The following is a 12,238-nucleotide window of genomic DNA, read 5'->3' as shown; positions in this document are numbered from 1 at the left end:
TTATCTTGAAAATCACCCGTGTCACCGTGACCCCGATTGCCTTCCGTGATCCGCCGCTGCTCAACGCCAGCGGCATTCACGAACCCTTTGCGCTGCGCTCGATCATCGAGATCGAAAGCGACAACGGCTACATAGGCCTCGGCGAAAGCTATGGCGATGCCCCGGCGCTGGCGATCCAACAGCAGTTGCAGGTGCAACTGATCGGCCTCGATCCGTTCAACCTCAACCAATTGCGCGCGATCGTCCAGGCCACCGTTGCCGCCAATAAACCTGCGAGCATCGCCGGTGCCGAACTGGCGCCCGGTTCCCACGCCAGCAAAGCGGTGAGCAACGCCTATTCGGCGTTCGAAGTGGCATTTCTCGATTTGCAGGCGCATTACCTGAATGTGCCGCTGGTGGACCTGCTCGGCGGCGCGATTCGCGATGAGGTGCCGTTCAGCGCTTATTTGTTCTTCAAGTACGCGCAACATGTCGATTCGCCGTACAAACCGGACAACTGGGGCGAGGCGCTCAGCGAGCAGCAAATCGTCGCGCAGGCTGCGCGGATGATCGAGGCGTACGGTTTCAAAAGCATCAAACTCAAGGCCGGCACGTTGCCGCCGGAGCATGAGGTGGCATGCATCAAAGCCTTGAAAAAAGCCTTCCCGGGCTATCCGCTGCGCATCGATCCGAATGGCAACTGGTCGCTGGAAACGTCTATTCGCATGGCCGAATTGCTCGGCGATGATCTGCAGTATTACGAAGACCCGACCCCGGGTCTCGATGGCATGGCCGAGCTGCACAAGCGCACCGGTCTGCCGCTGGCGACCAACATGGTGGTCACCGACTTCGACGAGTTCCGTCGCAGTGTCGCGCAGAACAGCGTGCAGATTGTTCTCGCCGACCACCATTACTGGGGCGGCCTGCGCGACACGCAGGCGCTGGCGAAGATGTGCGACGTGTTTGGCCTCGGCGTGTCGATGCATTCCAACTCGCACTTGGGCATCAGCCTGATGGCGATGGCGCATGTGGCGGCGGCCGTGCCGAATCTGGATTACGCCTGCGACACCCATTACCCGTGGCAGGAGCCGGATGAAGAGGTGATCAAGGGTGGCAAGCTGTCGATTGTCGATGGCTGCGTGAAGATCAGCCGGGCAGCGGGGCTTGGCCTGGAACTGGATCATGAGCAGTTGGGCAAGCTGCATGATCAGTACCTGACGTGCGGGATTCGCCAGCGTGATGATGTGCGACAGATGCAGCGGTACAAGCCGGACTGGAAGGCGGTCAAACCGAGGTTTTGAGGTGCCTGAATAGGCGCCATCGCGAGCAGGCTCACTCCTACAGGGAAACGCGTTCCAACTGTAGGAGTGAGCCTGCTGGCGATTGGCGTCCTCACGGTTACAACGTTTCTAGCAGCCAATCGCGAAACGCTTTCAGTGACGGCAAATTCTCATTGCGCGGCGGATACACCAGGTAATAGCTGCGCCGACTGGTAATCGGCTCACCCAATTGCAGCAGCTCGCCACTGTGCAACTCATCCTCCACCAGAATCCTCGGCACCAACCCCACACCAATATTCGCCCGCACCGCCTGAATCAGGTGCGAAGTCATTTCAAAACTCGGGCCGATACGCATGCTGCGATGTGGCAGGCCGTGATGGCTGAACCACTCCGCCCACGCCTGCGCATTGCTGCTGACATTGAGCAGCAGTTGCCCGGCAATCTGTTGTTCGGCGTCGTCGCGTTCAGCCGAGGACAGCTGCGCGCTGGCAATCACCACCAGTTCTTCGGTGTGCAGGGGCAGGGCGGTCAGCCCCGGCCAGTCACCGCCGCCAACGCAAATCGCCGCGTCGATTTCGCTGGTATCAAAGTCGATCGCTTCGATACGCGAATGCAAGTGCACGGTCATGCCCGGATGCGCGGTGTAGAAATCCTTCAGGCGCGGCAACAGCCATTTCGAACCAAAAGTCGGCAGCGTCGCCAAGCGCAAACTGTGAATGCCCGAACCAAAGGCCATCGCCTGCAACGTCGCACTGCGAATCTGCCCCAGCGCTTCCGCGAGTTCACGCTGATACATGCGCCCGACGTCGGTCAGCACCACTTGCCGACCTTCGCGAGTGAACAGGCGCATGCCGAGCATTTTCTCGAGAATCTGCACCTGCCGGCTGACCGCACTTTGCGTCAGCGACAGTTCATGGGCGGCGCGGGTGTAGCTTTCGTGGCGCGCGGCAGCCTCGAAAGCCAGCAATAACGACATGGAGGGGGTGAGCGTGCGCGGATTCATTCGTAAAAGTCATCAATAGCGGGTCGAATTTACGGTTGTCCCGATGTCCTGCAGCAATGAACATGGGCGCCATTAGATGGCGGAGCCTGACGCAATCATTCCTTGCGTACAACTGTTCACCGCCACACGGCCCGATTTTGACCGAGATACCCTGACCGATGATTGCCCAGCTGTCGCCCGCACAAGCCCTGACCACTGATTACCAGCAGTTCCTCAAAGCCCTGGAGGCCAGCGGCTTTCGCGGTGAAATCAGCGCCGATTACGCCAGCCGCGTGGTGCTCGCGACTGACAACTCGATCTATCAGCGTCTGCCGCAAGCGGCGGTGTTTCCGCTGGACGCCGAGGACGTCGCGCGAGTGGCGCGACTGATTGCCGAACCGGCTTTCCGGCAAGTGGTGATCACCCCACGGGGCGGTGGCACCGGCACCAACGGCCAGTCGCTGACCGATGGCATCGTCGTTGATCTGTCGCGACACATGAACCGCATCCTTGAAATCAACGTCGAGCAACGCTGGGTGCGGGTGCAGGCCGGGGTGGTCAAGGATCAGCTCAACGCCGCATTGAAATCCGCCGGGCTGTTCTTCGCCCCGGAACTGTCGACCTCCAACCGCGCCACGGTCGGCGGCATGATCAACACCGACGCCAGCGGCCAGGGCAGTTGCACCTACGGCAAGACCCGTGATCATGTGCTTGAACTCGACATGGTCTTGCGCGGAGGCGAGCGTCTGCACGGTTTGCCCCTTGAAGAAAGTGAGCTTGAAGCGTTGTGCGCGCGCGAAGATCGCGTCGGTGAAGTCTATCGCTGCGCGCGGCAGATCATTGATGAACAGGGTGAGCTGATCAAAGCGCGTTTTCCCGATCTCAATCGCTGCCTGACCGGTTATGACCTGGCGCACCTGCGCGAGGCGGATCAGCGCTTCAACCTCAACAGCGTGCTTTGCGGCGCTGAAGGTTCGCTGGGTTTCGTCGTCGAGGCGCGGCTGAATGTGTTGCCGATTCCCAAGTACACAATGCTGGTGAATATCCGCTACGGCGGTTTCATGGACGCCTTGCGCGATGCCCGCGCGTTGATGGCGCTGAAGCCGTTGTCGATTGAAACGGTGGATTCAAAAGTCTTGCTGCTGGCGATGCAGGACATCGTCTGGCACGGCGTCGCCGAATACTTTCCGCAAAGCGCCGAGCGGCCGACGTTGGGCATCAACCTGGTCGAGTTCTGCGGCGATGATCCCGAAGACTTGCAACGTCGGGTCGAGGCGTTTGTCGGGCACTTGAGCCGCGACCGCACGGTCGAGCGATTAGGCCATACCCTGGCGGTCGGGCACGCGGCAGTCAACAAGGTCTACGGCATGCGCAAACGTGCAGTCGGTCTGCTCGGCAACGTTGCCGGTGAGGCGCGGCCACAACCGTTTGTCGAAGACACTGCGGTGCCGCCGCAGCACTTGGCCGAGTACATCGCCGAGTTACGCGACCTGCTCGACAGCCACGGTTTGCAGTACGGCATGTTCGGTCACGTCGATGCCGGCGTGCTGCACGTAAGGCCGATTCTCGACATGAAAGATCCGCAGCAAGCGGCCCTGGTGCGCCCGGTCTCCGATGGCGTCGCGGCGCTGACCCAGCGTTACGGCGGCTTGCTCTGGGGCGAGCACGGCAAAGGCTTGCGTTCGGAATATGCGCCGGCGTTTTTCGGCGAGTTGTATCCGGCGCTGCAAGCCCTGAAAGCCGCGTTCGATCCGTTCAACCAATTCAATCCGGGCAAAATAGCCACGCCTGCCAACAGCGGGGCGGCCCTGCTGAAAATCGACGAAGTCACCCTGCGCGGTGAACTGGATCGACAGATTGACGAGAAAGTCTGGCAAGACTACGGCGCCGCCATGCACTGCAACGGTAACGGCGCCTGCTACAACTTTGATCCCGACGACGCCATGTGCCCGTCGTGGAAAGCCACCCGCGAACGTGCGCAATCGCCCAAGGGCCGCGCGTCGTTGATTCGCGAATGGTTGCGTTTGCAGGGCGAGGCGGGGGTCGATGTGTTGTCCAGTGCCGTTCGCCAACCAGCGTTTTTCAGCACGCTGTGGCAGCGCTGGCGCAATACCCGCGCGCAATCCGAAGACTTCTCCCATGAGGTCTACGACGCCATGGCCGGTTGCCTGGCGTGTAAATCCTGCGCAGGCCAGTGCCCGGTGAAGGTCAACGTGCCGGAGTTTCGTTCGCGGTTTCTCGAGCTGTATCACAGCCGTTATCTGCGCCCGGCGCGGGATTATCTGATCGCCTCGCTGGAATACAGCATCCCCTACATGGCGCGGATACCGGCGTTGTATAACGGTTTGATGGGCGCTGCGTGGCTGCGCAGTGTGCTCGAACGTGCCGGCGGCATGGTCGATGTGCCGCTGCTCAGTCGCTTCGATTTCCATGCGGCGCTGCGTCGTTGGCAGGTGCAACCGGCAACGGTCGCGACCTTGTCGGCGCTGACCCAGGCGCAACGCGAGCGCAGCGTGGTCATCGTGCAGGACGCCTTCACCCGTTACTTCGAGGCGCCGTTGCTGGCGGATCTGGTCGAACTGATTTCGCGGTTGGGCTATCAGGTTTACCTGGCACCGTTCAGTGCCAACGGCAAGCCGCTGCATGTGCAAGGCTTCCTGTCGGCGTTCAACCGTGCGGCGTTGCGCAATGCCCGCCAGTTGGGTGAGTTGGCCAATGTGGGTGTGCCGCTGCTCGGGCTGGATCCGGCGATGACCCTGGTTTATCGCCAGGAATACTTGAAAGTGCCGGGTATGCAGGATTGCCCGGAAGTTGCTCTGCTGCAGGAATGGTTGCTCAAGGTGATGCCGCAGCAGGCGTCAGAAGATAACGCCGCGTCGTTCCGTCTGCTCGCGCATTGCACCGAGAAAACCAACGCCCCGGCCGCGACTCGCCAATGGGAGCAAGTGTTCGAGCGTGCCGGTTTGAAGTTGGCGACGCAGGCCACTGGTTGCTGCGGCATGTCCGGCACTTACGGCCATGAGGCACGCAACCGTGAAACCTCGGCGGTGATCTACGAGCAATCGTGGGCGCGTCAGGTCGAGGCGCCCTCGGAGAAGGGTGAAGCGCTGGCCACCGGTTATTCCTGCCGCAGTCAGGTCAAGCGCCAGTCGGATCAGGCGCTGCGCCATCCGTTGCAGGTGCTGCTTGAGGTTCAGCGTCGCTGAGCGATTGGTCCGAGTCCTTGTCCCAGATCAGCCGTGGATCGAAGCTCATCGCCGCCAGCATGGTGAACACCACGACCAGGCCGAAAAACAGGATGCCCGGTCGTGGCTCGATGTCGCCCAGGGCCTGGAATTTCACCAGCGCCGCGACCAACGCCACCACCAGCACGTCGAGCATCGACCAGTAACCGATCAGCTCGACGAAGCGGTACAGCTTTGAACGCTCCTTGCGCGCCCAGGCGCTGTCACGTTGTACGGTAGTCAGCAGTAACGTCAGGGCGACGAACTTGATCCCCGGCACGGCGATACTGGCGATGAAAATGATCAGCGCGATATCCCACGCGCCCGCTTCCCAGAACTCCAGGACGCCGCTCATGATTGTGCTGTCGGCGCCACTGCCGAGCATGGTGGTGTTCATCACCGGCAGCAGATTGGCCGGCACATAAAATGCCAGCGCGGCGAGCATGTAGGCCCAGGTGCGCGTCAGCGAGTTGGTCTTGCGCCGATGCAGCGGCGCATCGCAACGCGGGCATTCGTGCGGCTCGCCAGTCATGTCGCAGGCCAGCCCGCAGCTGTGGCACAGGCACAGGTCGAGTTCGCTGGCAGTCGGTGGCCGCTTCATAGAATGTCCCAGAGATCGCGAATGTCGCGGCCGGCAATGCGGATCATCATCAGGCTCAGCACCGCCAGCGCAAACAGGCCGATGCCGGGCAACACGTCGAGCAGTCCGGCGAGTTTGAACACTGCCACCATCGCGCCCAGCAGACACACTTCAAGCATGCTCCACGGGCGCAGGGTTTCCAGCCAGCGCATGCACAGCTTGAACCCCGGCGCCCGTCGCGAGGAGAGCGCGAAGCTCAGCACCCACACCAGCAACACCAGTTGAAACGCCGGCGCAATGATGATGGCAATGGCCGCAACCATGGCGATAAAGGTAATCGGCCCCTGACTCAGCGCCAGCACCGAGTCCCACAGCGTCGCGCTGTTTTTCAGGCCTTTCATGCTGATGCTCATCACCGGGTAGAAATTGGCGAACAGCCACAACATGGCGGCCGTGAACGTCAACGCCAGGCGTTGTTCGACGCTCAGGCCGTTGAAACGCTGCAGGACACCGCCGCAGCGTGCGCACAGGGTTTTCTGGTGTTTGCCGAGCACGGCTTTTTCATACACACAATCGCAGTGCTCGCAGATGATCAGGTGTTCAGTGTTGACCATGGACAACGCTCGACAGCAAAGACCTGATCACTATAGACGCTCCCCCGTAGGAGCTGCCGCAGGCTGCGATCTTTTGATGTTGTTTTTTAAAAGACAAGATCAACAGATCGCAGCCTTCGGCAGCTCCTACATGGCGTCAGGTCGGTTACTTGCGATCGAGCCACACGGTTTGCGCGTTGCAGAATTCGCGTACGCCGAAGTGCGACAGCTCGCGGCCGAAACCGCTTTTTTTCACGCCGCCGAAGGTCACGCGCGGGTCGCTGGCGGAGTAGCCGTTGATGAACACGCCGCCGGTTTCCAGTTCACTGGTCAGTTGCTGGGCCAGTTGCACGTTGGCGGTGTAGATCGTCGCGGTCAGGCCGAACTCGCTGTCGTTGGCCAGCGCTACTGCGTGGGCGCAATCGCGGGCGGTGATGATCGACGCGACCGGGCCGAACAGTTCCTGTTTGAACGAGGTCATGCGGTCGGTGACGTCGGCCAGCACGGTGGGTTCGTAATAGTTGCCAGCGCCTGCGGCTTTGCCGCCGCCAAGCAATAGCGTCGCGCCTTCTTCCAGGGTGTCGCGCACTTGCTGATCGAGTTCGTCGCGCAGGTCGAAGCGCGCCATCGGGCCGATGTACGTGTCGGCGGCCAACGGATCGCCGACTTTCAGCTTGCGTGTGGCTTCGACGAATTTGCGAGTGAATTCTTCAACCACGCCTTCTTCGATGATCAAGCGTTTTGCCGCTGCGCAAACTTGACCGGAGTTCTGGTAACGACCGATGACCGCAGCTTGTACCGCTTCATCCAGATTGGCATCGTTGAGCACGATGAACGGGTCGGAACCGCCCAATTCCAATACGCATTTCTTCAATGCAGCACCGGCCTGCGCGCCGATGGCCATGCCGGCACGCACGCTGCCGGTCAGCGTCACAGCGGCAATGCGCGGGTCAGCGATGGCGCTGGACACGCCTTGCGGGGTGACGTTGATCACTTCAAACACGCCTTCGGCGAAACCGGCGCGGGTGAAGGCATCGCGCAACAGGTAGGCGCTGCCCATCACATTCGGCGCGTGCTTGAGCACGTAGGTGTTGCCGGCGATCAGCGCTGGCACGGCGCCGCGCAGCACTTGCCAGATCGGGAAGTTCCACGGCATCACGGCGAGGATCGGGCCGAGTGGGCGGTACTCGATGCGCGCCTTGCCGCCTTCGACCTGAGTCGGTTCCGCGTCGAGCATGGCCGGCCCGTTTTCGGCGTACCACTCGCAGAGCTTGGCGCATTTCTCGATTTCGGCGCGAGCCTGAGCGATCGGCTTGCCCATTTCCTGAGTGATCATCGTCGCCATGGCATCGCTGGTTTCACGCAGCGCAGCGGCCAGAGCGGTCAACAGGCGCGAACGATCCTGCAACGGCTTGCGCTTCCACTTGCCGAAGCCAAAGGCTGCACGAGTCAGCGCGGCATCGAGGGCGGCGGCGGATTCAAAGGCGTAATGGCCGATCTGCTCGCCGGTGGCTGGGTTGATCGAGATGGCGTGGGTCTGGCTGGAAATCTGGCTCATGGCTTCGTCCTGCATGTTCGTCGGATGAGCCTAGAGTAGGGTGGTGTTTGTTTTCTGGAAACTGAATAATAAAGATCGTTTCTTTCACGATTGGAGAATGACTGTGGATCTGGTGCAACTGGAAATTTTCAAGGCCGTTGCCGAGCACGGCAGCATCAGCGCCGCCGCTGCGCAGATCCATCGCGTGCCGTCGAACCTGACCACGCGGATCAAGCAGCTTGAGCAGGATCTCGGTGTCGATCTGTTTATTCGCGAGAAAAGCCGTTTGCGCCTGTCACCGGCGGGGTGGAGTTTTCTCGAGTACGCGCGGCGCATTCTCGACCTGGTACAAGAAGCGCGCGCCACCGTAGCGGGCGAAGAACCGCAGGGCGCGTTTCCTTTGGGTTCGCTGGAAAGCACGGCGGCGGTGCGCATTCCCGAACTGCTCGCGGCGTATAACCAGTTGCACCCGAAAGTTGATCTGGACCTTTCCACCGGGCCGTCCGGGACGATGATCGACGGCGTGCTTTCCGGGCGTCTCGCGGCAGCATTCGTCGACGGCCCGGTGCTGCATCCGACGCTGGAAGGCGTGCCGGCCTTCGAGGAAGAAATGGTCATCATCGCGCCGCTCAATCACGCTCCGGTAAAGCGTGCGGCGGATGTGAATGGCGAGAACATCTATGCCTTCCGCTCCAACTGCTCCTACCGGCATCACTTTGAGAAATGGTTCAGTACCGACGCCGCCGTGCCCGGCAAAATCTTCGAAATGGAGTCGTATCACGGCATGCTCGCCTGCGTCAGCGCTGGTGCCGGTCTGGCCCTGATGCCACGCAAGATGCTGCAGAGCATGCCGGGCAGTGCAACCGTCAGCGTCTGGCCGCTGGCGGCGGATTTTCGCTACCTGACGACGTGGCTGGTATGGCGTCGGGGGACGGTGTCGCGCAGTTTGAGCATGTTCGTGCGGCTGCTCGAAGAGCGTGGCGTGGTGCGCGCAGAAGAGTAATTGACACTTTGTGTCATGGCTGTATCTTTATCGAAGTTTCGCAATATAAAAAACTATACAGCGCAGCCATGAGGACGAGGAAATGAGTACAGCCCTGAGCGAAAATGCAGCCCTGAGCGGTAAGGAGGCGGTCGGCGAACGTTTTGTCCTGGACACCATGCGCCATGCCCAGCAGCTGACCTGGAAGGCCGTCGATGCCATCGCCGCAGTGATCAAACCGGGCATGCTGGAGTCCGAAGCGACGGCGCGTGGCAAGGAAATCCTCGCCGAACTGGGCATGGACCGGATCTGGCATCCGCTGCTGATTCGCTTCGGCGCCAACACCCTGAAAACCTTCAAGCAGCGCTCCGACGGCGATCCGGTGCTCGGTGAAGACGACATTTTCTTCATCGACATGGGTGTGGTCTGGCAGGGCCACGAAGGTGATGCGGGGGCGACTTACACCAGCGGATCGGACCCGGAAATGAAAGCCTGCGCGGCAGCGGCCAAAGCGCTGTTCGACCGGGTCGAGGCGTTCTGGCGTGAGGGTGTATCCGGGGTTGAGCTTTACCGCTATGCGACGGATCAAGCCGAGGCGATGGGCTGGATGTTGAACCTGAATATCAAGGGGCATCGGGTCAGTGATTTTCCGCATGCGATTCACCGTGGCGGCGACCTTGGCGATTTCGAGCAGGCACCGAATGCCGGCGTGTGGATTCTGGAAATCCAGATCGCTCATCCGACGCGACCGTTCGGTGCGTTCTATGAAGATCTGCTGATCTGAGTCGTGCTGTTTTTTGAGAGCGTGCTTTTATGTAGGGGGCGTGACAACAGGGCGCAGCGCTGTAGTTGTTTTTATATAGCGTCAACTTCGATGATGCACGCCGTTTCCTAACTCTAAAGTCAAAAAACAGGACGTCCAGCATGAAAGTCAGTGCACGCAACGTATTCAAAGGCAAAGTCAGCAATGTTCAGGCCGGCGCCGTCAACGCCGAAGTGGTACTGACCCTGGCTGGCGGTGAGCTGTTGGTTGCAGTCGTGACCATGGAAAGCATCAAGAACCTCGGCATCGCCGTCGGCAAAGAAGCCGTTGCGCTGGTCAAGGCGCCATGGGTCATGCTGATGACCGAGTCCAGCGACATCCGCCTCTCGGCGCGCAACTGCCTGGAAGGCAAAGTGCTGAGCGTGACTGACGGTGCGGTCAACGCCGAAGTGGTCATCGAGCTGGCTGGCGGCTCCAAGGTCTACTCGATCGTGACCCGCGATGCCGTTACCGAGCTGGGCCTGGCCAAAGGCGTCAGCGCCACGGCGGTGATCAAGGCTTCGCACATCATCCTGGGCGTTCCAGCCTGATTTAGCTTTCAGGCAAATAAAAAACCGCTGATTCCGCGATTCGGGATCAGCGGCTTTTTGCGTCATGGCGTGCCGTTTCGCCCGTACAGGCGATAGCCCTCGCGCTGGTTCAAGCGATCGTAGTAGGCGCTGACGGCGGGCAAGTGCGGATGTTTCAGCGGCGTTTCAAACCAGCGATTCACCGACAACCCGATCGGGATATCGGCCAGTGAAAACTCTTCGCCACTGACGTAAGCACCGGTCGATTGCAGCTGGCGATCAAGAATCTGCATGTTCTTCGACCATTGTTCGATCCCGACCGCCAGCGCAGCGCTGTCCTGATAATCCGGCGACTTGCGCACCAGGGACATCAGCGGATACGACCACGAGCGATTCAGCTCCGCAGCCTGCCAGTCAATCCACTGATCGACCCGCGCCCGAGCCATCGGCCCAGACGGATAAAGCTGCGCGCCGCCGTAACGCGCGACCAGATAACGGATGATCGTATTCGATTCCCACAGCGTGAAATCCCCGTCCTCAATCACCGGCACCATCGCGCACGGGTTCAGCGCGAGGAACTCCGGGGTATTCGTCGATTTGAACCCCGAACCCCAGTCTTCACGCTCGAACGGGATGTGCAATTCGGCGCACGTCCACAGCACTTTGCGCACGTTGATCGATGAGGCCTTGCCGAGTATTCGCAGCATGTCATTGCCCTGAAAGGGTGGGTGGTTGTTCGAGTGCGCTGGCGAGAAAATCAGCGAACGCGCGCGCCGCCAGACGTGTCGCGCGGCCCATGGGAAAGTAGGCATGAACCGGCAAGTCGGCCATTTTCCATGCCGGCAATAACTGCAGCAATGTGCCGTCCTGCACCTCCTGCGCGCAGGCCCAGGACGTGGTCGAGGTGACTCCCAAGTCAGCCACGGCCGCGGCCAATGCGCCGGCAGTATCGTTGACCGAAATCTGCGCCGTCAGACTGACCGACGTGGTCGCGCCGTCGCGCTCGAATTGCCAGGATGAAGCCTGCGCCGCCGCCGGCCCGCCGATGATCCGGTGTTGTTCCAGTTCCTCGGGGCGTTGCGGCGTGCCGTGCCGCGCGAGATAGGCGGCGGACGCCACGACGATTCGTTGCATGCTGCCAATCAGCTTCGCCGTGCCGGCCAGATCCGGCAGTTTACCGACGCGAATCCCGACATCGACCGCTTCCTTGACCATGTCCTGCCACTGATCTTCGAGCATCAGTTCGAGGTGCAGTTGCGGGTGGCGTTCGGTGAACGCTGACAAGCGCGGGATGATCACCCGAATAGCCATCGTCGACGGCATACCGATGCGCAGCAATCCGCGTAGTTCACCGGTTTCGCGCACGCTGTTTTCCGCATCGTCGACGGCGGCAAGGATTGGCTCCATCCGCGCCAGAAACTCCAGGCCCGCTTCGGTCGGCACCACCGCGCGGGTGGTGCGCGACAGCAGCCGGGCGCCGAGGCTGGCTTCCAGCTCGGCAATCATTCGCGACACCTGGGATTGCGTCAGGCCCGCCTCGCGCGCGGCGGCCGAGAAACTGCCCAGGCGTGCGACGCGGGTGTAGAGCCGCAGGCTGTGAAGGTCTTTGAGTGGCATGCCGGTTCCCGTGTGCGCGGAGGATTGATGCTGGATCGAGATAAATCTTAGCCCAATTCACTGGCTACCGAGCATGAGTCGAAGCGTGGATATTGGCCACATCGGACACGCGGCACGGCCGCCAACTCCGCA

The 12,238-nt window shown here is 61.0% G+C and carries 11 protein-coding genes; 5 read left to right on the top strand and 6 right to left on the bottom strand.

All coding sequences use genetic code 11. The features are described 5' to 3' along the window. The first annotated feature begins 5 nt into the window (after positions 1-5). The gene (locus tag ACIPZE_RS07795; protein WP_283436821.1) at positions 6-1,280 is read left to right on the top strand and encodes a glucarate dehydratase family protein; all 1,275 of its coding nucleotides are present in this window, start codon (positions 6-8) and stop codon (positions 1,278-1,280) included. A 97-nt stretch (positions 1,281-1,377) separates the two neighbouring features. Here the strand turns inward: ACIPZE_RS07795 and ACIPZE_RS07790 are convergent, their stop codons facing one another. Next, the gene (locus ACIPZE_RS07790) at positions 1,378-2,262 is read right to left on the bottom strand and encodes a LysR substrate-binding domain-containing protein (protein ID WP_283436820.1); all 885 of its coding nucleotides are present in this window, start codon (positions 2,260-2,262) and stop codon (positions 1,378-1,380) included. Between the two features lie 158 nt (positions 2,263-2,420). On the opposite strand from ACIPZE_RS07790, the gene ACIPZE_RS07785 reads away from it, so the two are divergent. Next, a complete protein-coding gene (locus ACIPZE_RS07785; protein ID WP_283436819.1) occupies positions 2,421-5,447 on the top strand; it encodes an FAD-binding and (Fe-S)-binding domain-containing protein in 3,027 nt (1,008 codons plus the stop codon). On the opposite strand, the gene ACIPZE_RS07780 is transcribed toward ACIPZE_RS07785, so the two are convergent. The 3 genes from ACIPZE_RS07780 to ACIPZE_RS07770 form a co-directional block, all read right to left on the bottom strand. Then, a complete protein-coding gene (locus ACIPZE_RS07780) occupies positions 5,380-6,066 on the bottom strand; it encodes a paraquat-inducible protein A (RefSeq protein ID WP_283436818.1) in 687 nt (228 codons plus the stop codon). The genes ACIPZE_RS07785 and ACIPZE_RS07780 overlap by 68 nt on opposite strands. Next, positions 6,063-6,659: a paraquat-inducible protein A gene (locus ACIPZE_RS07775; protein ID WP_283436817.1), complete on the bottom strand. Its 597-nt coding sequence runs from the start codon at positions 6,657-6,659 to the stop codon at positions 6,063-6,065. The genes ACIPZE_RS07780 and ACIPZE_RS07775 overlap by 4 nt, the downstream gene beginning before the upstream one ends. 145 nt (positions 6,660-6,804) lie before the next feature. Further along, positions 6,805-8,196 (bottom strand): aldehyde dehydrogenase family protein, encoded by a 1,392-nt coding sequence (locus ACIPZE_RS07770; RefSeq protein WP_400772253.1) that lies wholly within the window; start codon positions 8,194-8,196, stop codon positions 6,805-6,807. A gap of 103 nt (positions 8,197-8,299) precedes the next feature. On the opposite strand from ACIPZE_RS07770, the gene ACIPZE_RS07765 reads away from it, so the two are divergent. The 3 genes from ACIPZE_RS07765 to ACIPZE_RS07755 all read left to right on the top strand — a co-directional run bounded on the left by ACIPZE_RS07765 (position 8,300) and on the right by ACIPZE_RS07755 (position 10,510). Next, positions 8,300-9,178 (top strand): putrescine utilization regulator PtrR, encoded by an 879-nt coding sequence (locus ACIPZE_RS07765; RefSeq protein ID WP_026000443.1) that lies wholly within the window; start codon positions 8,300-8,302, stop codon positions 9,176-9,178. Between the two features lie 82 nt (positions 9,179-9,260). Further along, on the top strand, positions 9,261-9,941 hold the full coding sequence (locus ACIPZE_RS07760) for a M24 family metallopeptidase (protein WP_283436815.1): 681 nt from the start codon (positions 9,261-9,263) through the stop codon (positions 9,939-9,941). A 140-nt stretch (positions 9,942-10,081) separates the two neighbouring features. Further along, on the top strand, positions 10,082-10,510 hold the full coding sequence (locus tag ACIPZE_RS07755; RefSeq protein ID WP_283436814.1) for a molybdopterin-binding protein: 429 nt from the start codon (positions 10,082-10,084) through the stop codon (positions 10,508-10,510). Between the two features lie 62 nt (positions 10,511-10,572). Here the strand turns inward: ACIPZE_RS07755 and ACIPZE_RS07750 are convergent, their stop codons facing one another. Continuing rightward, positions 10,573-11,196, bottom strand: a complete 624-nt coding sequence (locus ACIPZE_RS07750; protein ID WP_400772250.1) for a glutathione S-transferase family protein — start codon at positions 11,194-11,196, stop codon at positions 10,573-10,575. A gap of 1 nt (position 11,197) precedes the next feature. After that, positions 11,198-12,106: a LysR family transcriptional regulator gene (locus ACIPZE_RS07745; protein WP_283436812.1), complete on the bottom strand. Its 909-nt coding sequence runs from the start codon at positions 12,104-12,106 to the stop codon at positions 11,198-11,200. Positions 12,107-12,238 lie beyond the last annotated feature (132 nt).

Origin of the sequence: Pseudomonas sp. NPDC089741, assembly GCF_044748825.1 — a bacterium.
Taxonomy (GTDB): domain Bacteria; phylum Pseudomonadota; class Gammaproteobacteria; order Pseudomonadales; family Pseudomonadaceae; genus Aquipseudomonas; species Aquipseudomonas helmanticensis.
Note: the sequence above shows the minus strand (reverse complement) of the source record. Positions and strands in the feature narration are given on the sequence as shown.